At 66.5% G+C, this 26105-nt stretch carries 25 protein-coding genes and 1 riboswitch; of the genes, 11 read left to right on the top strand and 14 right to left on the bottom strand.

Going from position 1 to position 26105, the window contains the following annotated elements:
- Nucleotides 1-204 precede the first annotated feature (204 nt).
- Together NU1_RS04990 and glyA are read left to right on the top strand one after the other, a co-directional pair.
- The gene (locus NU1_RS04990) at nt 205-1413 is read left to right on the top strand and encodes a DUF885 domain-containing protein (RefSeq protein ID WP_067517859.1); all 1209 of its coding nucleotides are present in this window, start codon (nt 205-207) and stop codon (nt 1411-1413) included.
- A gap of 215 nt (nt 1414-1628) precedes the next feature.
- A riboswitch (ZMP/ZTP riboswitch) is annotated at nt 1629-1713 on the top strand.
- A 116-nt stretch (nt 1714-1829) separates the two neighbouring features.
- A complete protein-coding gene (gene glyA, locus NU1_RS04985) occupies nt 1830-3122 on the top strand; it encodes a serine hydroxymethyltransferase (RefSeq protein ID WP_067518349.1) in 1293 nt (430 codons plus the stop codon).
- Nucleotides 3123-3454: 332 nt separating this feature from the next.
- Here the strand turns inward: glyA and NU1_RS04980 are convergent, their stop codons facing one another.
- Nucleotides 3455-3763: a glutaredoxin family protein gene (locus NU1_RS04980; protein ID WP_067517857.1), complete on the bottom strand. Its 309-nt coding sequence runs from the start codon at nt 3761-3763 to the stop codon at nt 3455-3457.
- A gap of 128 nt (nt 3764-3891) precedes the next feature.
- On the bottom strand, nt 3892-4164 hold the full coding sequence (locus NU1_RS04975; RefSeq protein WP_067517855.1) for a hypothetical protein: 273 nt from the start codon (nt 4162-4164) through the stop codon (nt 3892-3894).
- A 590-nt stretch (nt 4165-4754) separates the two neighbouring features.
- Here NU1_RS04975 and phoH2 point away from each other — a divergent pair.
- From phoH2 to NU1_RS04960, 3 genes are all read left to right on the top strand, one after another.
- Nucleotides 4755-6146: an RNA 5'-3' helicase PhoH2 gene (gene phoH2, locus NU1_RS04970; RefSeq protein ID WP_084521019.1), complete on the top strand. Its 1392-nt coding sequence runs from the start codon at nt 4755-4757 to the stop codon at nt 6144-6146.
- Between the two features lie 185 nt (nt 6147-6331).
- Entirely contained in the window at nt 6332-6886 is a 555-nt protein-coding gene (locus NU1_RS04965) for an LGFP repeat-containing protein (protein ID WP_067518347.1), read from the top strand.
- A gap of 489 nt (nt 6887-7375) precedes the next feature.
- A complete protein-coding gene (locus tag NU1_RS04960; RefSeq protein WP_067518345.1) occupies nt 7376-8203 on the top strand; it encodes an acyl-ACP desaturase in 828 nt (275 codons plus the stop codon).
- Nucleotides 8204-8379: 176 nt separating this feature from the next.
- Here the strand turns inward: NU1_RS04960 and NU1_RS04955 are convergent, their stop codons facing one another.
- A complete protein-coding gene (locus tag NU1_RS04955; protein ID WP_067517852.1) occupies nt 8380-8802 on the bottom strand; it encodes a limonene-1,2-epoxide hydrolase family protein in 423 nt (140 codons plus the stop codon).
- A gap of 38 nt (nt 8803-8840) precedes the next feature.
- Complete coding sequence (locus tag NU1_RS04950) at nt 8841-9563, bottom strand: TetR/AcrR family transcriptional regulator (RefSeq protein WP_067517850.1); 723 nt, start codon at nt 9561-9563, stop codon at nt 8841-8843.
- A 98-nt stretch (nt 9564-9661) separates the two neighbouring features.
- On the opposite strand from NU1_RS04950, the gene NU1_RS04945 reads away from it, so the two are divergent.
- Entirely contained in the window at nt 9662-10840 is a 1179-nt protein-coding gene (locus tag NU1_RS04945; RefSeq protein WP_067517848.1) for an FAD-dependent monooxygenase, read from the top strand.
- A gap of 325 nt (nt 10841-11165) precedes the next feature.
- Here NU1_RS04945 and NU1_RS04940 read toward each other — a convergent pair whose 3' ends face one another.
- From NU1_RS04940 to glpX, 4 genes are all read right to left on the bottom strand, one after another.
- Nucleotides 11166-12566, bottom strand: a complete 1401-nt coding sequence (locus NU1_RS04940; protein ID WP_067517846.1) for a class II fumarate hydratase — start codon at nt 12564-12566, stop codon at nt 11166-11168.
- Nucleotides 12567-12740: 174 nt separating this feature from the next.
- Nucleotides 12741-13016 carry a TFIIB-type zinc ribbon-containing protein gene (locus NU1_RS04935; RefSeq protein ID WP_067517844.1) on the bottom strand — a complete coding sequence of 92 codons (276 nt, stop codon included), beginning with the start codon at nt 13014-13016 and terminating at the stop codon, nt 12741-12743.
- A 39-nt stretch (nt 13017-13055) separates the two neighbouring features.
- Nucleotides 13056-14423 (bottom strand): hypothetical protein, encoded by a 1368-nt coding sequence (locus tag NU1_RS04930; protein WP_067517842.1) that lies wholly within the window; start codon nt 14421-14423, stop codon nt 13056-13058.
- 15 nt (nt 14424-14438) lie between these two features.
- Complete coding sequence (gene glpX / locus NU1_RS04925; RefSeq protein WP_067517840.1) at nt 14439-15470, bottom strand: class II fructose-bisphosphatase; 1032 nt, start codon at nt 15468-15470, stop codon at nt 14439-14441.
- 176 nt (nt 15471-15646) lie between these two features.
- On the opposite strand from glpX, the gene NU1_RS04920 reads away from it, so the two are divergent.
- The gene (locus NU1_RS04920; protein WP_067517839.1) at nt 15647-16216 is read left to right on the top strand and encodes a DUF4245 domain-containing protein; all 570 of its coding nucleotides are present in this window, start codon (nt 15647-15649) and stop codon (nt 16214-16216) included.
- Nucleotides 16217-16841: 625 nt separating this feature from the next.
- Nucleotides 16842-17078 carry a hypothetical protein gene (locus NU1_RS04915; RefSeq protein ID WP_067517838.1) on the top strand — a complete coding sequence of 79 codons (237 nt, stop codon included), beginning with the start codon at nt 16842-16844 and terminating at the stop codon, nt 17076-17078.
- Between the two features lie 72 nt (nt 17079-17150).
- On the opposite strand, the gene NU1_RS04910 is transcribed toward NU1_RS04915, so the two are convergent.
- The 4 genes from NU1_RS04910 to NU1_RS04895 form a co-directional block, all read right to left on the bottom strand.
- Nucleotides 17151-17492 (bottom strand): VOC family protein, encoded by a 342-nt coding sequence (locus NU1_RS04910; protein ID WP_067517836.1) that lies wholly within the window; start codon nt 17490-17492, stop codon nt 17151-17153.
- Nucleotides 17493-17495: 3 nt separating this feature from the next.
- On the bottom strand, nt 17496-17717 hold the full coding sequence (locus NU1_RS04905) for an exodeoxyribonuclease VII small subunit (protein ID WP_067517834.1): 222 nt from the start codon (nt 17715-17717) through the stop codon (nt 17496-17498).
- A complete protein-coding gene (gene xseA, locus NU1_RS04900) occupies nt 17704-19014 on the bottom strand; it encodes an exodeoxyribonuclease VII large subunit (RefSeq protein WP_067518343.1) in 1311 nt (436 codons plus the stop codon). The genes NU1_RS04905 and xseA overlap by 14 nt, the downstream gene beginning before the upstream one ends.
- A 209-nt stretch (nt 19015-19223) precedes the next feature.
- Nucleotides 19224-20006 (bottom strand): lipid droplet-associated protein, encoded by a 783-nt coding sequence (locus NU1_RS04895; protein WP_067517832.1) that lies wholly within the window; start codon nt 20004-20006, stop codon nt 19224-19226.
- A gap of 114 nt (nt 20007-20120) precedes the next feature.
- On the opposite strand from NU1_RS04895, the gene NU1_RS04890 reads away from it, so the two are divergent.
- A complete protein-coding gene (locus NU1_RS04890; RefSeq protein ID WP_067517831.1) occupies nt 20121-21122 on the top strand; it encodes a 4-hydroxy-3-methylbut-2-enyl diphosphate reductase in 1002 nt (333 codons plus the stop codon).
- Between the two features lie 286 nt (nt 21123-21408).
- On the opposite strand, the gene NU1_RS04885 is transcribed toward NU1_RS04890, so the two are convergent.
- Together NU1_RS04885 and NU1_RS04880 are read right to left on the bottom strand one after the other, a co-directional pair.
- Nucleotides 21409-22380, bottom strand: coding sequence for a DUF6542 domain-containing protein (locus tag NU1_RS04885; RefSeq protein ID WP_067517829.1), 972 nt, complete (start codon nt 22378-22380; stop codon nt 21409-21411).
- A 68-nt stretch (nt 22381-22448) separates the two neighbouring features.
- Complete coding sequence (locus NU1_RS04880; RefSeq protein ID WP_067517827.1) at nt 22449-23612, bottom strand: DNA recombination protein RmuC; 1164 nt, start codon at nt 23610-23612, stop codon at nt 22449-22451.
- A 245-nt stretch (nt 23613-23857) separates the two neighbouring features.
- Here NU1_RS04880 and NU1_RS04875 point away from each other — a divergent pair, with 245 nt between their 5' ends.
- Together NU1_RS04875 and NU1_RS04870 are read left to right on the top strand one after the other, a co-directional pair.
- Entirely contained in the window at nt 23858-25066 is a 1209-nt protein-coding gene (locus NU1_RS04875; protein WP_067517825.1) for an exonuclease SbcCD subunit D, read from the top strand.
- A 55-nt stretch (nt 25067-25121) separates the two neighbouring features.
- On the top strand, nt 25122-26105 hold a 984-nt coding region (locus tag NU1_RS04870), incomplete at its 3' end, for an AAA family ATPase (protein ID WP_157551991.1).

Here is a 26105-nt window from a genome sequence, read left to right as displayed (position 1 = left end):
TGCTCGGTCCGGTGAGATCCGGTCCATACTCCACGCATGGTCGAATTGTGCTCGGGTCCACCGGCCCGGGGAATACCGGGTGTTGTTACTGGCCAGTAGGGGCCAGTGAGATATCCAACACCCGCGCCGTGTTTGTTCGAGCACGAAACGGGGGACCCGTCGGCGCCGACGCCGAATGCACTGCCATCCAATAAGGTCTTTTCTATGGGAGCGCACGCACTTGTCGACGACTATCTGCGGTTGGGTCTGGCCTTCGACCGGCTCGAAGAAGGGTTCGTCGACGCCTACACCGGTGATCCCGCCCTACGGCACGAGGTCGACAACGCGCCCCCGCCCGCGCCGCGCGATCTCGCGCATCGCGCCGCGAGCCTGCGCAAGGAACTGCCCGAAGCCGGACTCTCCAGCGAGCGCACCGAATTCCTGGATGTGCACCTGCGGGCCATGGAGTGCTCGGCGCGCAAGTTCGCCGGGGACGAGATCGCGTTCGTCGAGGAGGTGCGCGCCTACTTCGATGTGGATATCGCGCCCGGCGACGAGGCGGAGTACCAGGACGCGCATCGGCGGATGGATGAGGTGCTCGCCGGGGAGGGGTCGCTGTTCGACCGGGTGACCGCGCACCGGCGCGCCGATGAGATTCCGCCGGAGCGGTTGCAGGTGTGTGTGGAGGCGTTCTCCAGTGCGCTGCGCGAGCTGGTGCGGCAGCGCTATCCGCTGCCCGAGCACGAATTCGTGGAATACGAAGTGGTGGGGGATAAGCCGTGGTCGGGCTTCAACTACTACCTCGGCAACTTCCGGTCCCGGGTCGCCATCAACTCCGATCTCAAACAGCATATGGCGCATCTGCCGCATCTCATCGCGCACGAGTCGTATCCGGGCCACCACACCGAGCACTGCCGCAAGGAGGCCGGGCTGGTCGCGGCCGGGCAGGCCGAGCAGACGCTGTTCCTGGTCAACACCCCGCAGTGCCTGATGGCGGAGGGCCTGGCGGATCTGGCGCTGAAATCCATCGTCGGCCCCGGTTGGGGGAAATGGGCGCAGGAGATCTACGCCGACCTCGGCCTGCGCTTCGATGGTGAACGGGCGGAACAGCTTTCGACCGCCTCCGCCAAACTGCTGAACGTCCGCCAGGATGCGGCGCTACTGCTGCACGACCGCCGCCAGGACGCCGACACCGTGGCGAAGTTCCTGGAGCGTTGGAGCCTGACCACCCCGGAGCGCGCCCGCCAGTCCCTGCGCTTCCTCTCCTCCCCACTGTGGCGCGCCTACATCAGCACCTACGTCGAGGGCTACCGCCTACTCGGCGGCTGGCTGGACCAGGCCCCCGACGCCGACGACCGCTCAGACCGCTTCCGCCGCCTACTCGACGAGCCGTTGACCCCGGCCGCCGTTCGTCGAATGCGACTGGACCACTGATCTCGCAACGTTCGGGGTAACTCACCGGGTACGTCCACAATCGGCTCGGCTCCCAACGTCGGCACGCGTGCACGAATGTCAACGGCGCTCAGCCGGGCGCTGAAGTTCCGGGGAGGCGGGACAGTGCGCTGAAGTTCCGGGGAGGCGGGACAGTGCGCTGAAGTTCCGGGGAGGCGGGACAGTGCGCTGAAGATTCGGGGAGGCGGGTTAGCATGGCCGGGTACCGCGACTGGCGCATTCGAGGTGGAAGTAACCACCGGGAAGCAACCAAGCCCCGCACCGCGCGCCTGGGTGTTGGGCGGCTCGGGTAACCGGGCACCCCAATCATGGGAGGTCGCGAAATGGATCAGCACCGAGCTGCCGACACGGAGAACCCTCTGCACGAGCCCGCGTCGACGGCCAATAAACTCGGCGGCGTGACCCAGACGACCGCTTCCGTCAACACCCAGTCCCTCGCCGAACTCGATCCCGAGCTCGCCGTCGCGATGGGCCAAGAACTGGCCCGGGAGCGCGACACCCTCGAGATGATCGCGTCCGAGAATTTCGTGCCGCGCGCCGTGCTGCAGGCCCAGGGCAGTGTGCTCACCAATAAGTACGCCGAGGGCTACCCGGGCCGCCGCTACTACGGCGGTTGCGAGGCGGTGGACATCGTCGAGGATTTGGCGCGCAACCGCGTCAAGGAGCTGTTCGGGGCCGAATTCGCCAATGTGCAGCCGCATTCCGGCGCGCAGGCCAATGCCGCCGTGCTGATGGCGCTGATGAATCCGGGCGAGAAGCTGCTCGGCCTGGATCTCGCGCACGGTGGGCACCTGACCCACGGCATGCGGTTGAACTTCTCCGGCAAGCTGTACGAGGTGCACGCCTACGGCGTCTCCAAGGAAGACCACCGCGTCGATATGGACGAGGTCCGCAAGATCGCCCGCGAGACCCGGCCGAAGGTGATCGTGGCCGGTTGGTCCGCGTACCCGCGGCACCTGGATTTCGCGGCCTTCCGGGAGATCGCCGATGAGGTGGGCGCCTACCTCTGGGTCGATATGGCGCACTTCGCCGGTCTGGTCGCCGCCGGACTGCACCCGTCGCCGGTGCCGCACGCCGATGTGGTGTCCTCCACCGTGCACAAGACCCTCGGCGGCCCGCGTTCCGGTCTGATCCTGGCCAAGCAGGAGTTCGCGAAGAAGCTGAACTCCGCGGTATTCCCGGGCCAGCAGGGCGGTCCGCTCATGCACGCCATTGCCGCCAAGGCCGTGGCCTTCAAGATCGCCGGTACCGCGGAGTTCAAGGAGCGTCAGGAGCGCACCATCACCGGTGCCAAACTACTCGCCGAGCGCCTCACCGCCGCCGACGTCAAGGACAAGGGCATCACCGTGCTCACCGGCGGCACCGATGTGCACCTGGCCCTGGTCGATCTGCGCAACTCCCAGCTCGACGGCCAGCAGGGTGAAGACCTCCTGCACGAGGTCGGAATCACGGTGAACCGCAACGCCGTTCCCTTCGACCCCCGCCCCCCGATGGTCACCTCCGGCCTGCGCATCGGTACCGCCGCCCTCGCCACCCGCGGCTTCGGCGACACCGAGTTCGCCGAGGTCGCCGACATCATCGCGTCGGCCCTGATCGGCGGCGACGTGGAGACCCTGCGCACCCGAGTCTCCAAGCTGGCGCAGGACTTCCCGCTCTACGAGGGTCTGGAGGACTGGCGTCTGCTGGGCTGAGCCACCTGGAACGCCGAGTCACCCTGAACGAACAGGGGAGCCCGCCCCGATCACATGATCGCGGCGGGCTTTCCTTCTTGTCCCCGGTCGCGTCAGCCCTGCCCTGGGCTGAGACTCAGCCCCCGCCCCGGGTTGAGACATTGACCATTGGCCTCGTCATCCCTCGCCCCCGGTTGCGTCGTCGCCCACCTGTCTCGTCGGCATTGCCCCGCTCGTCATCCCGGCATGCTTTTGGCCGGGATCCACTACTTGCCTAACGGGTTCCGTGGATTCCGGCCAAAAGCGCGTCGGAATGACGGGCAAGGTCTATCGGCGAAATGACGGGCGGCGGTCTACCAACTCCAGATCTTGCGTGGTCCGCCGGTGAGCGTGGGTGTTTCGGCGGTGACGGTCGTGATCAACTTCTTCGGCTGTGGGTTCACCCAATGCTGTTGCGTCGCACCGTTTCGCAGCACCACCGTCGGCACGGTCTCATTGCCGTCGGCGACCGACCGTACGAAGGCGGCGGCCTCCGGGTCTTCCCAGATATCGACTTCGCGGTGAATGATCCCGTGGCGGTTGAGGACCCGCCGCATTCGGGAGCAGTACGGGCAGCCCGGGCGGCGGTAGACAACCAGCTCGGGTGCGGGGTCGGCGGTCATGGACTCACGCTAGGCGCACCGGTCACCGGTGTCGAGCAGAGCCGTGCGCACCGTGGGCACGCGAGTTTCGTTCCGTTCGTGCGCGGTGCGGACCGGCCGCGGGAGTTCTCGCGCTACGGGATTTCAGCTCAGGAGCGCCTGGCGAGGTAGTCGATGTACATGGGCCGCAGCACCTCGGCGATATCGCCCTCACCGGCGTGCACGTAGTCGTCCAGCATGGGCAGGACGTACTTGACGTCGAGTTCGCTCTCACCGAGATTTCCGGCGGCGGCCTCGGCGGCCGGAATCGACTTGAGCAGGTCCCACAGGAATTTCACGTCGCCGTGGCGCACGGCCGACTTCACGGCGCGGTCGTGCAGTTCCTTGGAGGACAGCTTCTCGAGATCCTGAGCATCGGCCATGGTTCGACTGTATCGGCTCGGGCGCGTGAAATCGGTTCGGGTTCGTGATGCGATGGGTGTGCGTCGCGTCGGGTCAGCAAACCGGCGGCGGTGATCGACGGGTGGGCGCGGATGTGATGGACCGCACTGTTATGCGTGAGTAGGTATAACGCCGAGCCGCGGCGTCGCTGCGCCGGGTGCGCGCGAGGGCGCCGCGCCGAGTTCACCACAGCGGGCGCTCACCGTGCGGCCGGGGCGGCTGCGCCAAGAAGTCGACATTGAAACGTCTTTGCTGGTCACAGCTGTGAAAGAGCCTGATCACGGCCACATTCCAATCTGCCGGGGCCAAGCGGGCGATTCGCCCGAATGCGGCGTGCCTTAACGGGATGTTCACCAACACGCCTGTAATCCGGTGGGCCGGAAGCCCAATTCGGCTGTAGCGTCGGGGGTGCGGGTCGCGTAGAGGTGGCTCGTACGGGAGGTCCTGGTCGTGGCTGAGCAACTCAGTGCGAGGGGGCCGGCACCCGGCCCCAGGGTCGATTGACCTACAGGGCGGACCGGCCCATCTAGAACGCCCGCGCGGGGCCGCGTGGGTGAAAAAGGAGCCCACCGTGACTGATGCACGCTCCGTAAACGCTCCCGCCAGGGATGCTCGCTCCGCGCGCACAGGAAAGGGAGTTCGCGCCTCCTCGCAGTCGTCCGAACTCGGACAGAAAACCTTCGTCGTGGACACTTCGGTGTTGCTGTCCGACCCCTGGTCGGTCACCCGCTTCGGTGAGCACCATGTGGTGCTGCCGCTGGTGGTCATCAGCGAACTCGAGGCCAAACGCCACCACCACGAACTGGGTTGGTTCGCTCGCGAGGCATTGCGCATGCTGGACGATTTCCGAGTTCAGCACGGACGACTCGACCAGGAGATTCCGGTCGGCGTCGACGGTGGGACCTTGCAGGTCGAACTGAATCATACGGATCCGACGGTACTGCCGGTCGGATTCCGCACCGATTCCAATGACTCGCGCATTCTGGCCTGCGCGCTCAATCTGGCGGCCGAGGGCCGCTCGGTTGTGTTGGTATCCAAGGATATTCCGCTGCGGGTCAAGGCCAGCGCGGTCGGTCTGGCGGCCGACGAGTACCACGCGCAGGATGTGGTCACCTCGGGCTGGTCCGGTATGGCGGAACTGGAGGTCGGCTCCGCGGTCGTCGACAAGCTCTACGCCGATTCCATTATCGACCTCGACGAGGCCCGGGATCTGCCCTGCCACACCGGAATTCGACTACTCGGCAATAAGGGCAGCGCACTGGCCCGGGTGACCCCGGATAAGCGGGTGCAGCTGGTGCGCGGCGATCGCGAGGCCTTCGGCCTGCACGGCCGCTCCGCCGAACAGCGCGTCGCCCTCGATCTGCTGCTCGACGAGAGCATCGGGATCGTCTCCATGGGTGGTCGCGCGGGTACCGGTAAATCGGCGCTGGCGCTGATGGCCGGACTGGAAGCCGTGCTGGAGCGTCGATCTCACCGCAAGGTGGTGGTCTTCCGTCCGCTGTACGCGGTCGGCGGCCAGGATCTCGGCTATCTCCCGGGTTCGGAGAGCGAGAAGATGGGGCCGTGGGCGCAAGCCGTCTTCGACACCCTCGAGGGTATCGCCAGCCCGGAGGTGATGGAGGAGGTGCAGGCGCGCGGCATGCTGGAGGTGTTGCCGCTCACCCACATTCGCGGCCGGTCGCTGCACGACTCCTTCGTGATCGTGGACGAGGCGCAGTCGCTGGAACGCAATGTGCTGCTCACCGTGCTCAGCCGTTTGGGTACGGGTTCGCGGGTGGTGCTCACCCATGATGTGGCGCAGCGCGACAACCTGCGGGTCGGGCGGCACGACGGGGTGGCGGCCGTGATCGAGAAGCTCAAGGGCCATCCGCTCTTCGCGCACATCACGCTCACGCGCAGCGAGCGTTCGCCGATCGCGGCCCTGGTCACCGAGATGCTGGAGGAGTTCGGGCCGAACTCCTGATCGAGCAAACAGCAGGCATGTGTTTCACCTCACAGGTATGCGGGTATCTTTCGCCCAAATACCTGCTCGGCGCTGATTTCGGCTAATGACAAGGTATTTGCCGAACCGGTGCCGAGTGTCGGCCTGGCTGCCGAGGGCGCCGCACTGTGCGGCGCCCTCGGACAGTCATCTGCGAGAGGATGGACATGAACCACTTCGCTCGACGCACGGCTGGCATCATCGCGGCGGTCGCTCTGGTGAGCGGGCTCGCCGCGGGCTGCTCCAATGATGACGAGGACGGAAAGTCGTCCGATACCGGAATGGCCACCACCACCGAGATGGCGCAGGCCACCGGGCACGAGGGTGAGCACGGCACGGATACACCGGACACCGACTCCCCGGAAACCAAGATCGCCACGGCCCATGGGGAAGTCACCGTGGCAGGAGCGGTCCTGGAGAAGTACAACGCGCTCGGCGGCCCCACCGGCGTACTGGGCGACCCGATCGCCGACCAGCGGGACGCACCCGGCGGTGGCACCGTGCAGGAGTTCGAGGGCGGCGCGATCTACGGCAGCCCCGCCACGGGCGCCCATGTCGTGTGGGGCGAGATTCGGACGGCATACCTGGCCAGCGGTGGCCCCGGCGGCACGCTCGGCTATCCCACCACCGATGAGATGGATATCGAGGGCGGCAAGCAGAGCGATTTCACCGGCGGAACGATCACCTGGGTGAACGAACAGACCACGGTGACCGAGAAGTAGAGGATTGCCCAACTCTCGGGACTCTCAGGGGCTTCGCCCCTGAGACCCCAGGGGCGGGTCGCGGCTCGCTGCCCTCGCGGGACTGCCCGAAACCCGCGAGGTGCTGGTGGCTTGCGGCGCTGCCCGAATCCACCAGGCACAGCCGCGTGGGTTGGGCTCGAAAATCCTTGGGGCGTGGCGGTTGGCGGTTCGAGCGGGCTTGCGGGTGCCGCCGCTGCGGTCGACGACGTGTGGTCCGGGATGCTGCCGCGGTCGCGTTCCGGACTCGCCGTATCGGTTGCGGACTCGGTGATCGAGCGTGCTGAGTCTTCGCGCGCGCCGACTTCACTCGGCATCGGGTGTGCTCCACGACACGCATTCCGCTGTGCGACACGCGTCACCAACCCGGGTTTTGCGGTAGCCGAGCCGAATTCGGGGGGAAGGTCCCCATGGTTGCCGCGTAGCCGCTAGGTTGTGCTGGTGCAGAATGTTTTGGCCGACCGCGATTTGATGGACCAGCTCACCGACGAGGTGGAAGCCAACCTGACCCGTCATATCGACGCGGCGGCGCATTGGCAGCCGCATGACTATGTGCCGTGGGATGACGGCCGCAACTTCGGGTTCCTCGGCGGAACCGATTGGGATCCGTCGCAATCCGAACTCGGCGAGACCGCCAAGCTGGCGCTCACCGTGAGTGTGCTGGTCGCCGATAACTTGCCCTCCTACCATCGGGAGCTCGGCAAGTACCTGCGTCGCGGCCCGTGGTGGCGCTGGGTCGGTCGCTGGACCGCCGAGGAGAACCGCCACGAAATCCTCATTCGCAACTACCTCATGGTCACCCGTGCGGTGGATCCGGAGGAGCTGGAGCGGCTGCGCCTGGCGCATATGACCCTCGGCTTCCGCCGCCCCTCGATGCATCTGCTGGATGTGCTGGCGGCGTCGGCGTTCGAGGAGATGGCGGCCGCGGTGCGGCACCGCAATACCGAGGCCCTCGACGAGAATCCGATTGTCACCGAAATCGCCCGTCGGCTCGCTGTCGACGACGAGATGCAGGCGGAGTTCTTCGCCAACCTGATCTCGGCCGCATTCGACCTGGCTCCCGACCAGACCATGCGCGCCATTGCCGACCGGGTCGCCGACTTCCGGGTGCCGGAGGTGGTGCTCGCCGACGGCAGCAGCAGTGACGACGCGCTGGCCGCGGCCGGAATCTACGACCGCGCCAAGGAGCCCGAGCTGGTCTTCGGCCCGCTGCTGGCGCAGTGGAAGGTCTTCTCCCGCACCGATCTCGGTGCGACGGGCGAGCAGGCCCGCGCCGAACTGGAGCACCTGCGCCCCTGAGCCTCCCGGCCATCTGAAGCACCTGCGCCCCTCGTCATTCCGGCATGTTTGTGGCCGGAATCCACGCCCTATCCGAAGGTGTGGATCCCGGCCACAAACACGCCGGGATGACGAGGTCGGTGTCAGCGACATGCCGGGATGACGAGGTCGGTGTCAGCGACATGCCGGGACCGGCGTCAGCGCGAGAGTGCCGCGCGGGCGAGGCCCTTCACGGTGCCGCGCAGGAAGTTCTCCCAGCTGAAGTGGTCGTGCCACAGGGCAATTCGGCCATCGACGAGTTCGAAGGTCCCGCACACCCAGAACCCGATCTCGACCGGGCCCATGCGCAGGTAGTCGGTGCGCTCGGTGAGCACCACATTCTCCCCATTGGCGGCGATATGGTGCATATCCACGCGGAAGCCGAACCGATCGTTGCCGAGCTTGCGCAGTATCGAGCGCACCCGGTTGATACCGCGGATATCCGGTAGCGAGGTGTTTCTCCAGACGATGCCGGGGTCGACCAGTTCGATGGCTTCGTCGGCGAGGTTCATCTCCAGCGCGGCGAAGAACTCGCGGACCGTGGTGATGGCGTCCTGCTGCAATTCAGGAAGATCGGACATTCTTCGACTGTAGGCCGCAGTGCCGGGCGGCAACAGGATTACTTGCGTTCGGTGATGAGTGTGCCCAGGCCGTCGAGGATGCGATCGATGCCGAAGTGCAGGGCATTGTCGCGGCCGGTAGCGCCGGGCGGTGTGCTCGCCGCCTCGGCCAAGGTCGCGGCAACTTGCGGGTAGCGCTCACCGTGCGTGGTCAGAATGGCCGACATTTCCTGTTGCAGAAGGTCTTCCGCATCATCGCCGTGCTCGCCCACCTGCTGGACAAGGCTCCGTACGTGGCCGATCAGCAGTACGACGGTGTCGAAACGCTCGGCGGCGGTCAGGCCGGTATCGGCGAGGGTGGCGAGTGCGCTCTCCAGCCAATCCATCTCATGGGGGCCCATCACATGAGCGCCGACGGAGAGTTCGATGCTCCAGGGGTGCGCCCGGACTCGATGGAAGAAGGTCTCGGCCCAGAGGCGTAAGTAATCGCGCCAGGGTTCCTGCGCATCGGAGTGCGGTCCGGGCTCCGGTGGTACGCCCATGGCGGTGTCGAGCATGAGCGCGGTCAGTTCGGCCTTGCCCGGCACATACCGGTAGAGCGCCATCTTGGCGCAGCCCAGGCGTTCGGCCAGGCGCGCCATGGACAGGCTGGTCAGTCCCTCCGCATCGGCGAGCGCGACCGCCTCGGTGACGATCCGCTCCAGGCTGAGGCTTGGTTTGGGCCCGCGCCTGGGTCGCTGCTGGGTGCCCCAGAGCAGTTCGGTCGTGGTCGGTGCGGCCATGCCCACATCCTTCCCGAAATCGCCGTTGACGTCTAACTGCGTCTACCGTACGTTAAAAAGCGTCTAGCAGACGCAGTTACTCGAACGGAGCACTCGATATGCGCAACACCACCGTCCTCATCTCCGGCGCCGGCATCGCCGGACCGGCTCTCGCATACTGGCTCAGCCGCTACGGCTTCGACGTCACCGTCGTCGAGAAGGCCCCCGCGCCGCGGCCCGGCGGCCAGGCCATCGATTTCAAGGGCGCGACGCACCTGACCGTGCTGGAGCGCATGGGCATCCTCGGGGATATTCGCGCCCGGCGCACCGGCACCGCTGATATGTGGTTCGTGGACGCCGAAGGCCGCGAATTAGCGGTCATGTCAGGTGATTTCACCGGCGGCGACCTCGAGATTCGGCGTGGTGACCTGGCCGAGGTCCTCTACGATCACACTGCCGAGGGCTGCGAGTACGTCTTCGGTGACCACATCACCGCGCTCACCGAAACCGCCGACGGTGTGCACGTCGAATTCGCCGAAGCATCCGCCCGCACCTTCGACCTGGTGTTCGGCGCGGATGGAATCCATTCCACCGTCCGGAGTCTGGTATTCGGGCCCGAGCGGAATTACGTCAACTACCACGGCTGGTACTACTGCATCGCGGGCGATAATCGGGTTGATCCGTACGCGCCACCGGAACGCGAAATCGCATACGCCCACAACACTCCCGGACGGCTGGCGGTCGAGGGTGGTCCGAAGTCGCCGCACATGTACATGTTCGCGACGCCGGAGCTCGACTTCCCCCGCGACGATATCGCCGCCCAGAAGCGGATCGTCATCGACAAGTTCGCCGGAATGGGCTGGAAGGTGCCCGATATGCTGGCCGAGCTGGCCGGTCTCGACACCTTCTACCTCGACTCCATCAGCCACGTGCGGATGAAGAACTTCACGGCCGGGCGGGTGGCCTTGCTCGGTGACGCGGCCTACGGCAATACCCTCGCCGGATTCGGCACCGGGCTCGCGGTGGTGGGCGCGTACGTGCTCGCGGGTGAACTGGCCGCGGCGAACGGGGACCAGGCCGTGGCATTTGCGCGGTACGAGGAGATCGTGAAGCGCTATATGCGCAAGATCGATGGTTCAAACCCCGGGCCGTTCCTGGCTCCGAAGACCGCCCGCGGGATTCGTCTCCGCAATTGGTTCCTCGGCTCGCGCGCCTTCGCACTGATGGCGATGTACGGCGACAGGGCAGCTAATGATATCGACCTGAAGAATTACGCCGAATCCATGAGCCCGCGGTGATGGGTTGTCGAATTCCGAAGTGATCGAATCGAATTCCCGGCACAGCACGTGGGTATGGCGGCTTACGCCGCCATACCCAGGACTGTGCTGTTCAAATGATGATGCCCAGTGTCGCCAGAGCAGCGACGAGTCCGGCGGCACCGAGTACTACGAAGAATGCAGCGAGGCTAGTTAACATTGTCTTGTCCTTTCCGGGGGAATCCGCTGTTTTGGCGGACACTCAGCTAATCGGAGGCAATGCGTGATGCGTTTCACATCCGAGCACGGAAAAGAAAAAAACTGGTCGCTGACCCCGGTGATTCTCAGTAGTCACTCCCGTACCAAGCTATTTACCGTCGACTTTCGCCATGGAAAGCACATCCAGACGGCGGTCGAGCTCCTCCAGTGCGAGCTTGTCGTCGATAAGACCACGGTCGATGACGGTCTGACGGATTGTTTTGCGTTCTTTGAGCGCCTGCTTCGCGACCGCCGCGGCTTCCTCATATCCGATGGCCGAATTCAGCGGCGTCACAATGGACGGCGAGGATTCGGCCAGGGTGCGCAGATGCTCCACATTGGCGACCAATCCGCTGACGCACTTATCGGCGAACAGGTGGGAGACATTGGCGAGCAGGCGAATCGATTCCAGGACATTGCGGGCCATGACCGGGATGTAGACGTTCAGTTCGAAGTGGCCGTTGCCGCCACCCCAGGCGACCGCCGCGTCATTGCCGATAACCTGCGCCGCGACCTGGGTAACCGCTTCGGGGAGAACAGGATTCACCTTGCCGGGCATAATGGAGGAGCCCGGCTGCAAGTCCGGAAGCTGGAGTTCGCCGAGGCCGGTGAGCGGGCCCGAACCCATCCAGCGAATGTCATTGGCGATCTTGGTAAGGCTGATGGCGACGGTGCGCAGTGCGCCCGATACCTCCACCAGTCCGTCCCGGGCGGCCTGCGCCTCGAAGTGGTCGCGCGCTTCCGACAGCGCGTCCAAACCGGTCGACTTCTTCAGTTCCACAACGACTTTCGCGCCGAAGTCGGTCGGTGCGTTGAGTCCGGTGCCGACCGCGGTGCCGCCGATCGGCAGTTCACCCAGCCGCGGCAGCGTGGTGAGCATACGCTCGATACCGGCGCTCACCTGGCGGGTGTAGCCACCGAACTCCTGACCGAGGGTGACCGGCACGGCGTCCATGAGGTGGGTGCGGCCGGACTTCACCACTTCACGCCATTCGGTGGACTTGTCCAGCAGGGCCAAGCGCAGGTGTTCCAGTGCCGGAACGAGATCCTTCACCACGGCCTCGGTGGCGGCCAGATGGGTGGCGGTCGGGAAGGTGTCATTGGACGACTGCGACATATTCACGTCGTCATTGGGGTGGACGGTGACGCCATTACGCGCCGCGATGGTGGCGATCACCTCGTTGGCGTTCATATTCGAACTGGTGCCGGAACCGGTCTGGAAGACATCGATGGGGAACTGGTCGTCGTGCTCGCCATCGGCGATCTCGGTGGCCGCGGCGATAATGGCGTCGGCCTTGGTCGCGTCCAGCAGCCCCAGGTCCCGGTTCACCACCGCGCACGCGGCCTTCAACAATCCCAGCGCGCGAATCTGCGTGCGCTCCAAGCCGCGGCCGCTGATCGGAAAGTTCTGCACGGCCCGCTGAGTCTGGGCCCGCCACAACGCGCGCGCGGGTACCCGGACCTCGCCCATGGTGTCGTGTTCGATGCGGTATTCGGTCTCCTCACTCATGGATTCGACCCTATGCCCGAGTCCGGGTTCATGGGGATGCCACGCCTGAGGGGATCGGCACGCCCGAGAGTGGGGTGAGACGGGAATACGACACCGGATGGAACGCGGCGGTGGATCGAACACGGCGGTGGATCGAACACGGCGGCATGCCAGGAGTCACCCGATGCGCCGTGTTTACGACGAGAACAGCATCTTGCCGAAGTTGTTCTTGTGCTTGTGTTTGTAATGTCCGTAGCCCTGACGAGGTGCGCCCCAGACCGGAGCGCCGTACATGGGCGGAGCGCCGAACCGCGGTGTCGCCGGGGGAGCGGAGTACCCGGACTCCATTCGAGTCAGCGCCTCCAGTTCACCGTAATCCAGGAAGATTCCCCGGCAGGCGCCGCACTGCTCGATCTGAACCCCCGCCCGGTTGTAGGTATGCATCATGGCGTGACATTTCGGACACTGCATCCGACTTCAGCTCCCCAATTCAGCAAATACATGCGGGATTTACCATACGGCAGGTGGCATCCGGTAGCACGAATCAACCAAAGCCGTATCCAGCTCATCCAATTCGCGCCCCACCAGCCCCGCTTTGGCCACCGCGATCGCCGCCGTCTGCACCACCAGTGCCCGCGCCGGGATATCCAGGACCGCCCACACATCCCCGCCACCCGGCACCGCGGGTCCACCCGATCGCCGGTAGGCCGTGAGGAACCGCTCCCACGCAACAGGATCGAGAATGCCCGCCGCGAAGAATCCGGCGGGCCGCGCCAGATCCCATACCGGATCCCCGACTCCGAGATCATCCACATCCACCAGCCGCCAGCGGTTTTCGCCTCCGGTCGTGATGTTGCCCCTGGCCGTGACAGCGCCCCCGAGCGTGATGTTGTCTCCGGTCGTGACATCGGTTGCGGGCGTGATGTTGTCTCCGGTCGCGACGTTGTCTCCGGGCGTGACGCTGGATCGTCCGCCGCTCGGCGGTTGCGCCGCGCGACCGCGCCCCGAGGCGGCGGTGGGCAGGCGAATCAGCTGGCCGAGATGAAAGTCGCCGTGTACCAACGCCTGTCGCCGGGCGGAATGGGCGGGGCGGGGTCCTGATATTTCACCGGGATTTCGCCGGGGGTCCTGGATGGTGTTCTCCCCGTGCTGGAGTGAAGGCAGCCTGCCATAGGCGCGCCACACCACGTCCGCCGCAGCGGGATCCGCGATACCGGTGGCCGCGCGCAGGCGATCCATCGCACGCTGGACACGCTCCGGACCGCCCGCCGCCGGTAGACGGGTTCGCCGGTCGAAGCCGACTGTCGTCGCGGGACTCCGGTCTGCCGCGGGGGTGGGGCTGCCCACCTCGGGGCCGTAGCCGGACGTCACCCGGGTCGGGGTGTCGGCGATCGGGATCGGATGCCGCGCAGTGGGAGTGGACGCGCTCGCATGAGATGCGGTGCCGTCGGTTGCGGGACTCGGCTCGGCGGAGACCGAATCGTCAATGAGGGAGGGCAGCGGGCAGTTGTGCAGGGCGGCGAGGAGAGCCGCTGCTGCCTCCCATGGGGCGGCATCTGGATCGTCGGGGTCGACCGGTTCGCCGTATGGCCAGGCCGAGTACACACGGCCGGAGCGGATGGTCAGGACATCGCCGTCGATCTGCGCGGGCGGCACCAGGATTCGGTGTAAACGCGGGTGGGCGGCGAGGCGCAGACGGGTGTGGAGCGCGGCGGCGTCGGCATCGAACGGGTGGGCCTTCACCACCAGGCCGGCGACGCGCGCGACAACGGCGTCGGCGCGGTCGGACAGCATGGTTGGCTGTCCGACCGCGCCGAGCTGCCTTGCGATGTCGGACAGCGCGATCAGCACCTCGGAGGCGCTGGGCGGCAACGACATTCGCTGGTATTGGAATCAGGGCATGGGCGGGGCGGCCTCGTCGTCACCGACGAAATCCACCGATGCGTATTCGCGCAGCTTCGACAGACGGTGATAGGCATCGACCATGCGGACGGTGCCGGACTTGGCGCGCATGACGATGGACTGGGTGGACGCACCGCCGCCGTAGTAGCGGACACCGCGCAGCAGATCGCCATCGGTGACGCCGGTCGCGCAGAAGAAAACGTCCTGACCGGAGACGAGGTCCTCGGTGCCGAGAATGCGGTCGAGGTCGTGGCCCGCGTCGATGGCCTTCTGGCGCTCCTCGTCATCCTTGGGGGCCAGCTTGGCCTGCAGCGCGCCACCCATACAGCGCATGGCGGCCGCGGCGATAATGCCCTCGGGGGTGCCGCCGATACCGATCAGCATGTCGACGCCGGATTCGGGGCGGGCGGTGGCAATGGCACCGGCCACGTCACCGTCGGAGATGAGCCGGATACGCGCACCCGCGTCGCGCACCTCCTGCATGTGCTGGGCGTGGCGCGGACGGTCCAGGATGCAGACGGTCAGGTCGGACACCGAGGAGCCCTTGGCCTTGGCGACGCGGCGCAGGTTCTCCGCGATCGGGGCACCGAGGTCGATCACATCGGCGGCATCCGGGCCGACGGCGATCTTCTCCATGTAGAAGACCGCGGAGGGATCGAACATGGCGCCGCGCTCGGCGACCGCCAGCACGGAGATCGCGCCCGGCGAACCCTTGGCCATCAGCGTGGTGCCATCGATCGGGTCGACGGCGAAATCCAGCTCCGCACCGGTGCCGTCACCGACCAGCTCACCGTTGTACAGCATGGGCGCTTCGTCTTTCTCGCCCTCGCCGATCACCACGATGCCGCGCATCGATACGGTCGCCACCAGCTGCCGCATCGCGTCCACGGCCGCACCGTCGCCGCCTTCCTTGTCGCCACGGCCGACCCACCGCCCTGCGGCCATGGCGCCGGCCTCGGTGACCCGGACCAACTCCAGGGCAAGGTTGCGGTCCGGAGCCTCGCGGCGGCTGGATGCGGTCATGACAGGTGCCTCCTAGTTTTGACTTACTGCCGCGTAATTGTCGCATTGAGGCCGGACCCGGCATTCAGGTACTCACGTTCCAATTCCGTAGAGGTCGATCACCGGGATGCCGTGCGACGGACCGCCGCCGCTACCTGTGACCGAGGCCGCAGCCCACCGCCGTGGATACTGGGGGCGTGCCGAATACGAAGCCGCGGATCATGAACGACTGGAAAGACCTGTTCTGGTCGCTGCTGCCACTGGTGCTGATCTGCTTGGTCATCGCCGGAATCGCCAGCCAGTGCACGTTCTCCGCGAAGGGGCCGACACCCGGCCAGATCCCGCACTTCGATCTGGACAATTCGCTGGCCGACGATGCGAAACGCATGTCGTTCCCCATCCGCAAGCCCGCGCTGCCGGAAGGCTGGACCCCCAACTCCGGGCACCACGACACCATTACCGGCCCCGGCGGCGGCGCGGTCAGCACCGTCGGCTTCCTCACGCCGCAGGGCACCTACATGCAGCTGACCCAAACAGACGCGGCCGAGGAGGCCCTCGCCAAAAACGTGGTCGGCACCCGCTATGCCACCGGAACCGAGCAAATCGGCGACCGCAAGTGGGTCGTCTACGCCGAACCCGGCACCGAAACCGCCTGGATCACCGATTTCGGCGATGTCCGAATCCTCATCAAGGGCGCGGGCAACGCCGCCGCCTACAACACCCTCGCCACCGTCACCGGCCAAGCCCAACCGCTGCCCCGAGGGTGATCCCCACTCTCGGGGGGCTCTCAGGGGCTTCGCCCCCGAACCCCCGAAGGTGCTGATTCGTGCCGCTGCGGGCAGCGTCCCAGCCTGCAACGTGCTCGCTACCGCGGTCGGCCGGGCCCAACCGTTGTCCCGAGGGTGATCCCTACTCTCGGGAGGCTCTCAGGGGCTTCGCCCCCGAACCCCCGAGAACGCTGATCGTGCCGCTTCTGGTTATCGGGTTTCGTCCCGTGCCCCTGCGGGCGCTGACTCGCGCCGCTTCTGGTTGTCCGGCTTCGCCTCGAATGCTCGCGAACATCAGGCTGCGCCCCCTCGGCTACTCCGGTCGTTCTTCCGCCTGAGCGGAACCGCGCGGGGGAACCGGTGGCGGCGCAGGCTCGGACCGGACCGCCGTGGCTTACCCGGAACTTGTCCGCCATTTCGCTGGCGGTGCCCATCCCGGTCCGCGGCGCTGTGCCGTCTCCCGCTCGCTTCCGCGCCCCTGAATGAAACGCGAGGGGGAACTGGTGGCGGGCGCTACTCGCACTCTGCCGCTGCCGATTCCCTGATCTTGTTCGCGGGCGCTGTGGGCGGGTGCCCCGAGTAGTGGGGGCGTGATCGAGGTCGGGATCGCGGCAATACTCGCCGGATGAGGAAAGTTATTGCCGCTCTTGCCGTTACCGCTACCTTCGCCCTGCCTGCGGGAATCGCGGGTGCCGCGCCGGTGGTGAGCGTGGCCGCTCCTGTTGCCGCGCCGTCCGGGTCGGCTCTCGACACCGGCTCGGCCGATTCGGTCGTGAACGCCTTCTGTGCGCTGATCCACATGCTGAAGATCGGCTCTGTGGACAGCTCCGGCGGTCCGAAGTGCGGCACTCTCTCCTCCTGAGCTCCGCTGGCGCCGACCGAACGGGCACTGGTGGCGGTCGCTGTGCCACCACCGTTTTCCCGGTGACCTGGCTCAGCGGTGGCTGACCACGTTCACGACCTTCCCGTTCGGGTCGCGGGCGAAGAAACGGCGCACGCCCCAGGGTTCGTCGCGGAGCGCGTAGACGATTTCGGATCCGGCGGCCACCATGGCGGCGTGGACCGCGTCGACATCGTCGACCTCGACACTCATATCCGCGTGGTCCGCGGTGTCCGAGCTGAACAGGGTGATCTGGGCGGTCGGATTCGAGGGGCTGGCCAGGGTTACCACCCAGCCGAGGTCCATGACCTCCTCGAAGCCGAGTTCACGGTAGAAGGCGCGGCTGCCCGTCATATCGGTGGTGTGGATATCGGGGACCGCCCGGCGGATGGTCATGGCCTACTCCTGTTCACGTCGCGACAGCGCGTTCTCGACCCGCTGCCGCGCGCCCGCGAGATGCTCCTCGCAGCGGGTGGCGAGAGCTTCGCCGCGCTCCCACAGGGCGAGGGACTCGTCCAGGTCCATACCGCCCTGTTCGAGCATCTTCACCACATTCACCAGTTCGTCGCGGGCGCGTTCGTAGCCGAAGCCGGCGATTTCGGCGAGGTCAGTCTCGGTCATTCGGTGCGGATTCCTTTCGGACGGTACGGGTGCCGAGGGGCTGGGTGCCCAGGGCGGCGGCGGATATCGCGCCGTCGGCCACGCGGATGCGCAGCTGACTGCCGGCGGGGGAATCGTCGATGGAGCGCACCACATGCCGCTCGGTCCCCGAAACCCGTTGCACCACGGCGTAACCACGCGCCAGGGTGGCGGCGGGGCCGACGGCGGTGAGTTTTTCACGCAGATGCCGGGTGGTGGTGGATTCGGCGGAGAGCGCGTGCTCGACCGCGCGCCGGGCGGCGGTACGCAGCCGCTCCGCCTCATCGTACTTCTGGTCGAGCATGCGCAGTGGTTCGGCGAGCACCGGGCGCGAGCGCAGTTGCTCCAGGGCGCGTGCCTCCCGGTTCACCCAGCCGCGCAGTGCGGCGGCGGCGCGCTCGCGCTGTTCACTCAGCAGCGCCATTTCGGCGGCGGCATCGGGGACCACCCGCTTGGCGGCATCGGTGGGCGTAGCGGCGCGCAGATCGGCCACATAGTCGCTGATCGGGTTGTCCGGCTCGTGCCCGATCGCGCTCACAATCGGCGTCTTGGCGGAAACAATTGCCCGGCACAGGGTTTCATCGGAGAACGGCAGCAGATCCTCCACGCTGCCGCCACCGCGCGCCAAGACGATCACCTCCACCTCCGGATGGGCGTCGAGCGCGGCAATGGCCTCCAGGATCTGCGGCACCGCGGTCGGCCCCTGTACGGCGGTATTGCGAATCTCGAAGAGCGCCGCGGGCCAGCGCTGCGTCGCGACCGTCACCACATCGTGCTCAGCGGCCGAGGCGCGCCCGGTAATGAGGCCGATTCGCTTGGGCAGGAAGGGAATCGGGCGCTTGAGGCGGGGATCGAACAGACCCTCGGCCGACAGCAGCGCCTTCAACCGTTCGATGCGGGCCAGTAGCTCACCGATTCCCACGGGCCGAATCTCGGTGACGCGCAGGGAAATCGTGCCGCGACCGGTGAAGAACGACAGCTTGCCGTAGACAATGACCCGGCTGCCCTCCTGTAGCGGCACTGCGGCCTTGCGCAACAGATCCGGATCGCAGGTGACCGAAATCGACATATCGGCCGCCGGATCGCGCAACACCAGAAATGCCGTGCGGGTACCCGGCCGCAAATTCATCTGGGTGATCTGACCCTCCACCCACACCGCGCCGAGTTTGTCGATCCACTGCGCCACCTTGACCGAGATGGTGCGCACTGGCCAGGGGTTCTCGGGGGAACTCGCCTGACGCGCGGTACTCGCGGGTGTCGCCGAACCAGTGTCGCTCACCCCGCCATTGTGGTTGGCGGCACCGACACAGGTCGAACGCACCCGCCGAAACGTCAGTGATAACCAGAAAAGGCGGGAATGGCTTCCGGCCGGAAGGTACGCGGAATGCGGGGCGGGGTTCCGCGGAGACAACACAGCGCCGATCGTCCGGACTCGGTTGACCGGTCGATCGGCGCTGTGTCGGGTCGGTGGCGCTGCGTGAAGTCAGCTCACTTGGACTTAACGGTGGCGATGCGGTTGGTGAGCATGGTGAGGAAGGGCGCACGCGCCTGGGTCTGCTGCTCGTAGCTGAGCAGCTGGGCCAGTTCGTCGACGCTGAGCATGCGCAGACGGGCACGCAGCTGCGCCAGGGTCATGTTCAGGTAGTCGTAGCGGGTGGCGACCTCCGGCTCCACGATCGCCGCGGAGCTGCCATTGCGGCCATTGGTGGACGCCACGGAAGCGGTTGCGGGAACAGAGGTTTCAGCGGGAGTGGCAGCCGCCTCGGCGACCGGCTCCGAAACCTCGGTGCGCTCCGGCGCAGAAGTCTCAGAAGCCTCAGAAGTCTCCGAAATCGCCGCCTCCTGCGCGGTGATTGCGGAATCCTCAGCCGTCGGCTGCGAGATTTCGGCCACTTCCGGTGCCGGGATTTCGGCCGATTCGGGTGCGGCGTCCACGATCGCCGCCGCCGAATCCTCGGGGCTATACAGGTCGAAACGGCTCGTGCGTGCCGATTCCGACGCGGTGCCGAAGGTTTGCTCGTCGTCGGAATCTTCGTCGAAGGTGGCCCACTCCGGCTGCTCCTCCGGGCGGTTGGTCAAGCGGTCGAAAACTTCGTCGCCTTTGAGGGCGAGGCTGGTCACGAACTGCTGCAGGTGCATGAAGTTCTGCAGCATCTGGCTCGCGGCCGTAATGGGCAGGTTCAGTGCGGTCGTCGGTAGCCGCCGGGTTTCCTCGAGGGCGTAAACGGCGGCCCCGGCGGCCACCCGGGCCAGGAAGGGAGGTCGAAACATGGTCCTAGCCTGCCCGAAACGCCGTGTGATGCAAAGAGCACGAGTCCGGGAAAGTCGGAGTTAGCCTTGCCTCCCACCAAATGCGATTCACCCCGCACACGTATTCTGTGGGGCATGTCCTCGGCTATCCCCTTGAACGTCGGAATCACCCGGTCGGCCAGTACGGGTAATGCCGACTCGGCGAAACGCGTATTACTGGCCGAACCCCGCGGTTACTGCGCCGGTGTGGACCGCGCGGTCGAGACGGTGGAGAAGACGCTCGAGAAGCACGGAGCGCCCGTCTACGTCCGCAAGGAGATCGTGCACAACCGGCACGTGGTGGAGACGCTACGGGAGCGCGGGGTGATCTTCGTGGACGAAACCGACGAGGTGCCCCGTGGCGCGGTGGTGGTGTTCTCCGCACACGGCGTCTCGCCGATGGTGCACGAGTCCGCCGCCGAACGCAGCCTGCACACCATCGACGCCACCTGCCCGCTGGTGACCAAGGTGCACCAGGAAGCCAAGCGCTTCGCCCGCGACGACTTCGACATCCTGCTCATCGGCCACGAGGGCCATGAGGAGGTCGAGGGCACCGCCGGTGAGGCCCCCGAGCACGTGCAGCTGGTGGACGGACCCGAATCGGTCGGCAATGTCACCGTGCGCGATGAGAACAAGGTCATCTGGCTGTCGCAGACCACACTGTCGGTCGACGAGACCATGGAGACGGTGAAGAAACTGCGGGAGCGCTTCCCGAACCTGCAGGATCCGCCCAGCGATGACATCTGCTACGCCACCTCGAATCGGCAGACCGCAGTCAAGGCCATGGCTCCAGAATGCGATCTGGTCATCGTGGTGGGCTCGCGCAACTCCTCCAACTCGGTGCGGCTGGTCGAGGTCGCCCTCAGCGCGGGCGCTCGGGCCTCGTACCTGATCGACTACGCCCGCGAACTGGACCTGGCGTGGCTGGAGGGGGTGCGCACCGTCGGCGTCACCTCGGGCGCCTCGGTGCCGGAGATCCTGGTCGAGGGTGTGCTGGAGCTGCTGGCCGAACACGGCTTCGGTGAGGTGCAGCCGGTGACGACGGCCAATGAGACCCTGGTGTTCTCGCTACCGCGCGAGCTGCGCGCGGCTCGCTGAGACAAAGACTACGAACGCCCACGCCCCCGTGCTGGTTCGCACGGGGGCGTGGGCTTTTTCGTAACTGTTGTCAGAACACTGTGTAGCTGTTGTGTAGCGGTTCTAGCCGTCGAGCGCAGTGTGTGTCGGGCCGTCCTGCGGATACCCCTCGGAAAGCCAAATCGCCATATCCACAGCCGAACCCGTGAGCTGTCACACTCTGCGCCGACGTGATACACCGGTGCTGTCGATATCGAGGGCCGACTCGTTACAGCCGCGGATATCTCGGAAGTAGCCGGATGGCGCTTCAGCGCTCGATGCGACCCGAATCGCGGTCGCGGTAGCGGACGTTCGGGCGGGGGTGCGGCGGCACCTCGCCGGTCTGGCCACGACGGCGGGGCTGATCGGTCGGCGGTACCCGATCCGTGCGGGGCTTGCGGCCGTTCACGGGCGGGGTGCGATCGGCGGCCGCCGCCTTCTTTTCCGCGACAGGCGGTTTGCGGTCCGAAGCCGGGCCCTTGCGACCGGCGGCGGTCGGCTTGCGATCCCCGGTCGGCGGTTTGGCCGCGGCGCGCTTGCGGTCGGCGGGAGTCCCCGAGGACGGTCGCTCGGCTCCGACGCGCGGTGGCCGCTCGGCTACCCGGCCGTTGGGACGGCGGCCACGTGGCGCGGGTGCCGGTGTGCGGTCGTCGAATTCATCGTCCCCAGCCGGTTTCGCGCGGAAACGCCGTTTGGCCGGTTCCGTATCGGCCGGACGGGTTCGGCGGGATCGGACGGCATTGCTGTTCGGGCGCGCGCTACGGGAGCGTGGGGTGCGCGACCGAGCGTTACCCGGGTCGGCCTCGCGGCGATGAAGGTAGATCCGGGCCCCGCCGATGGCCAGCACCAGCACGGTGGCCAGCGCCATTACCGGGAAGCGGTTGACCAGCGGAATGGCCAGATTGAAGATCATGTCCTTGAGCCTGAGGCTGCTGGCGTTGCCGAGCATCTGCTGATAGGCCAGCGGCACCGCGAAGAACAGCAGCAGCGGCGGCAGCACCAGGGCGGTGAAAAGACCCCGGAAGCGCACCACCAGCACCGAGAGCACGCATCCCAGCACATACAGCGACGAGAAGGTGCCGGTCAGCTCCGAACCACCCGCGGCGTCGATGAAAAACCCGAGAAAGGTGCAGGTAACGGCGATCAATACCGCCGCTCCGGCGGGGACGCCCGGCACCGACGGCAGAATCGAACTATGCGACGGGGGCACGTCGGCTCGGTCGCTTGGGGTTACTGCCACGTCAAGCACACTAAGGCATGTCGCTATTCCGCGAGGGAGGCGACATCACGCGGCTTGCTATGTGCCTCTTACCCGCGCTGGTCGATACTGTCGGCGTAACCGTCCGCGGTATCACTGAAACCCACCGCTCGCGGCCAGGAGTCAACTCGTCCGATATCCGGGACGGGCGTGTCGGCAATCTCCAATTCATGCAGTTTGCGAGCGGTCACCATGACGCGCGATTCGACCGAGGCAACGGCCTTGTTGAACGCCATCACCGTTTTTCCCAGCTGCGCCCCGAGATCGTCCATATGCCGACCCGCGACGCTCAGGCGGGAGTACAGGTCGCGGCCCAACTGGTGCACCTGCGCCATATCCCGGGTGAGCGCCTCCTGCCGCCAGCTCAGCGCCACCGTACGCAGCAGCGCTACCAGGGTGGTGGGGGTCGCCAGAATCACATTCCGCCCGAAGGCGTATTCCAGCAATCCGGTGTCGTTGGTGAGCGCGGAGTCGAGAAAGGGATCACCCGGCACGAACAGCACCACGAATTCCGGGGAGGGTTCGAACGCGGCCCAGTACTCCTTATCAGCCAGTTGGTCGACATGGGCACGCAGATGTTTGGCGTGCTGGGTGAGTAGCCGCTTCTGTTCGCGCGGATCCTCGGTGGAGGTGGCGTCCAGATAGGCGGAGCACGGCACCTTGGCATCCACCACGATCTGGCGCTCACCCGCCAGCCGCACCACCATGTCCGGGCGTATTACCGAATCGCCCCGGCGGGTCACCTGGGTGTCGAAATCGCAGTGCCGGGTCATACCCGCCAATTCCACGACACGTTCCAACTGGATCTCACCCCAGCGCCCGCGCACCTGGGGATTGCGCAGCGCCGATGCCAATTGACCCGTCTGCGTGGTGAGCTGGTGCGAAATACGCTGCATCCCCGCAACCTGTTCGCGCAGACCCGAATACGCGTTGATGCGGTTGTGCTCGACCTCCTGGATATTGCGGTTGAGCGCGCCGACCGCCTCGCGCAACGGTTCCACCAGATTGCCGATGGCATAGGACTGCCGCCGCGCCGCGTCCTCACTGGCGGCGCTGAGCGACTGCCGTAACAACCGCTCGTTGTCGTTCACGGCCGCGAGGCGCGCCTCCGCCACCGCGGCACGCTGCCCCGCCCGCGCGGCATGCGCCAACCAGCCCACGGCCAGCCCGGCGAGGAAGACCAACAGCAGCGCAAACAGCATCGGTGCGGTCATAGCCCCAGATAGTGACAGATCCGCCTCCCCGTGACTTCCAGCGGCCGACTGAGAGCCGTCTACTGTTACAGATCCGTGCCTGCGGTCAGGTGCCGAACCGATTCCGGGCGTACCCGGCGAGGTACCCCGACCGTTGCGAGATCAGCTGTCCCCTTGGCAAACGAATTGCAATGCATCGGCGGTTTTCGGGCGACTGGCCCGGGTGGCGGTGAAGTTGTCGGCCGTATCGCATACGGTTCTGCGACATGCGGATCCTGCACACCTCGGACTGGCATATCGGGCGCACCTTCCACGGCGTCGATCTGCTAGCCGATCAGGCGTGCTCGCTCGCGGCCATTGCCGCCACGGTTGCCGCGGAGCAAGTCGACGTGGTCGTCGTGCCCGGTGACGTGTACGACCGGTCCATTCCCAGCGCCGATGCGATCGCGGTGTGCAACCGCGGATTCGAGGCCATTCGCGCGGCGGGGGCAACCATCGTGGCGACCTCCGGCAATCACGATTCGCCGACCCGGCTGGGGGCGCTGGGGAGTTTCGCGGCGGCCGGAGGATTGCATTTGCGCACCACCATTGCCGAGGTGGGACGGCCCGTAGTGCTGTCGGACGCACACGGGGAGGTGGCGTTCTACGGCATTCCGTATCTGGAGCCGGATATCACCCGGGTCGAATTGGGTGTGCCGCAGGCGCGTTCGCATGCCGAGATTCTCGACGCGGCCATGGGACTGATTCGCGCCGATCTGGCGGAGCGTAATCGCGCCGCCGCGACAGTGCGGTCGGTGGTCTTGGCGCATGCCTTCGTCGTCGGCGGGGAGGCGACCGGATCGGAGCGGTCCATTTCGGTGGGCGGGGTCGAAACGGTGCCGCTGCGGGCCTTCGACGGCATCGACTATGTGGCGCTGGGGCATCTGCATTCGCCGCAGACGCTCTCGGAATCGGTGCGCTATTGCGGGTCGCCGCTGCCGTATTCGTTCGGAGAGCGGTCGCAGCGCAAAGCGGTGTGGATTGTGGATCTCGCGGCCGATGGGCTGGCACAGGTGCGGCGAATCGATCTGCCGGTGGTGCGCGGGCTGAGTCAGCTCAGTGGCAATCTGGCGGAACTGCTCACCGAACCGGAGTTCGCCGACGCCGAGAATGACTATGTCGCAGCTACTCTCACCGATCATGCCCGGCCGGTGGATGCACTGCGCAAACTGCGCGAGCGCTTTCCGCACGCGGTCCATGTGGAATGGGTTCGGCCCGAGGGGAATCCGGAATTGCGCTACCGTGAGCGCGTGCACGGGCGTCGCGATACCGAGATCGCGCACAGCTTTCTGAGTGATGTGCGCGGCGCACCCAATGACAATGAAATGAAGTGGGTGGAAAGGGCATTGGCCGCCGCCGTGCGGGAACCGGGGCGAGAAGCGGTGGCCGCGGAAGGGATGTTCGCGACCACGGACCCCACCGAGATGACGGCATGAGCCGACACCCGGTCGCAGCGGAAACCGGATTCGAGCGCGATGGGGGAGTTCGACCATGAGGCTGCACCGCTTGGAGCTGACCGCCTTCGGTCCGTTCGCCGAGACCACGGTGGTCGATTTCGACGAACTCGGTGCCGATGGGCTGTTCCTGCTGCACGGGCAGACCGGCGCGGGGAAGACGACCGTGCTCGATGCCATCGCATTCGCCCTGTACGGACGGGTGCCCGGGGCGCGCGGGGAGAGCAAGCGGCTGCATTCCGATCACGCCGATGAGCACACACCGCCGCGGGTGATCCTCGAGGCGACGCTCGGCGGCCGACGGCTGCGACTCATTCGCACCCCGGAATTTCAGCGGCCCAAGAAGCGCGGAACCGGGTGGATCAGCGAACAGGCCGGCGCCACCCTCGAATGGTTGGACGGCCGCGGACTCAACCTCTCGCGGATTCCCGATATCGGCGATGAGATCGTGCGCCTGCTCGGTATGAGCGCCGATCAGTTCTTCCAGGTGGTGCTGCTGCCGCAGGGCGATTTCGCGCGATTCCTGCGCGCCGATAATGAGGATCGCGAGAAACTCCTCGAAAAGCTCTTCGACACCGAACGTTTCGGTACCGCCGAACAGTGGCTCATCGATAAGCGCCGCGCCAGCGCCGCCGATCTCGACACCCGCCGCCAGAGCATCGACCGCCTTATTGCCCAGATCGGCGTGGCCGCCGGTCGCAATGCCACCGAAACCGTCGGCCCCCTCGAAGCGGTCGAATGGTCCCATGACCTGCTGGCGACCGCCCGCGCGGACCTGACCGCCATCACGGCGGAACTCGAACTCCGCCAAACCGATTCGAGCCGGACGCGCACGGTGGCCGAGGGGCAGCGCCGCCTGCACGAACTGCATCGGCGCCTCACCACCGCACGCGACCAACTCGACACCTACGCCGCCGGCGCCCCGCGCCGGGCGGAAGTCCAGATCGAACTCGACCGCGCCCGCCGCGCCGAACCGGTCGCGTCCGCCCTGGCGGAGGCGCGCAGCGCCGCCGTGGCGCTG

This window comes from Nocardia uniformis NBRC 13702 (assembly GCF_001613345.1).
Lineage (GTDB): Bacteria > Actinomycetota > Actinomycetes > Mycobacteriales > Mycobacteriaceae > Nocardia > Nocardia uniformis.
The sequence above is the reverse complement of the archived record's forward strand: the minus strand, read 5'-3'. Positions and strand labels throughout refer to the sequence as shown.

Coding starts and splice junctions, on each gene's coding strand:
- NU1_RS04950 (WP_067517850.1), bottom strand. CDS start 9,563: ATGGCCGCACCGACCACGACCGAACTGCTCTGGGGCACCCAGCAGCGA.
- NU1_RS04935 (WP_067517844.1), bottom strand. CDS start 13,016: ATGCAGTGTCCGAAATGTCACGCCATGATGCATACCTACAACCGGGCG.
- NU1_RS04895 (WP_067517832.1), bottom strand. CDS start 20,006: ATGTTTCGACCTCCCTTCCTGGCCCGGGTGGCCGCCGGGGCCGCCGTT.
- NU1_RS04930 (WP_067517842.1), bottom strand. CDS start 14,423: ATGTCGTTGCCGCCCAGCGCCTCCGAGGTGCTGATCGCGCTGTCCGAC.
- NU1_RS04940 (WP_067517846.1), bottom strand. CDS start 12,566: ATGAGTGAGGAGACCGAATACCGCATCGAACACGACACCATGGGCGAG.
- glpX (WP_067517840.1), bottom strand. CDS start 15,470: ATGACCGCATCCAGCCGCCGCGAGGCTCCGGACCGCAACCTTGCCCTG.
- NU1_RS04945 (WP_067517848.1), top strand. CDS start 9,662: ATGCGCAACACCACCGTCCTCATCTCCGGCGCCGGCATCGCCGGACCG.
- NU1_RS04910 (WP_067517836.1), bottom strand. CDS start 17,492: ATGACCATCCGCCGGGCGGTCCCCGATATCCACACCACCGATATGACG.
- NU1_RS04905 (WP_067517834.1), bottom strand. CDS start 17,717: ATGACCGAGACTGACCTCGCCGAAATCGCCGGCTTCGGCTACGAACGC.
- NU1_RS04880 (WP_067517827.1), bottom strand. CDS start 23,612: ATGACCGCACCGATGCTGTTTGCGCTGCTGTTGGTCTTCCTCGCCGGG.
- NU1_RS04965 (WP_067518347.1), top strand. CDS start 6,332: ATGAACCACTTCGCTCGACGCACGGCTGGCATCATCGCGGCGGTCGCT.
- NU1_RS04890 (WP_067517831.1), top strand. CDS start 20,121: ATGTCCTCGGCTATCCCCTTGAACGTCGGAATCACCCGGTCGGCCAGT.
- NU1_RS04980 (WP_067517857.1), bottom strand. CDS start 3,763: ATGACCGCCGACCCCGCACCCGAGCTGGTTGTCTACCGCCGCCCGGGC.
- NU1_RS04875 (WP_067517825.1), top strand. CDS start 23,858: ATGCGGATCCTGCACACCTCGGACTGGCATATCGGGCGCACCTTCCAC.
- NU1_RS04955 (WP_067517852.1), bottom strand. CDS start 8,802: ATGTCCGATCTTCCTGAATTGCAGCAGGACGCCATCACCACGGTCCGC.
- NU1_RS04915 (WP_067517838.1), top strand. CDS start 16,842: ATGAGGAAAGTTATTGCCGCTCTTGCCGTTACCGCTACCTTCGCCCTG.
- NU1_RS04960 (WP_067518345.1), top strand. CDS start 7,376: ATGGACCAGCTCACCGACGAGGTGGAAGCCAACCTGACCCGTCATATC.
- NU1_RS04975 (WP_067517855.1), bottom strand. CDS start 4,164: ATGGCCGATGCTCAGGATCTCGAGAAGCTGTCCTCCAAGGAACTGCAC.
- NU1_RS04990 (WP_067517859.1), top strand. CDS start 205: ATGGGAGCGCACGCACTTGTCGACGACTATCTGCGGTTGGGTCTGGCC.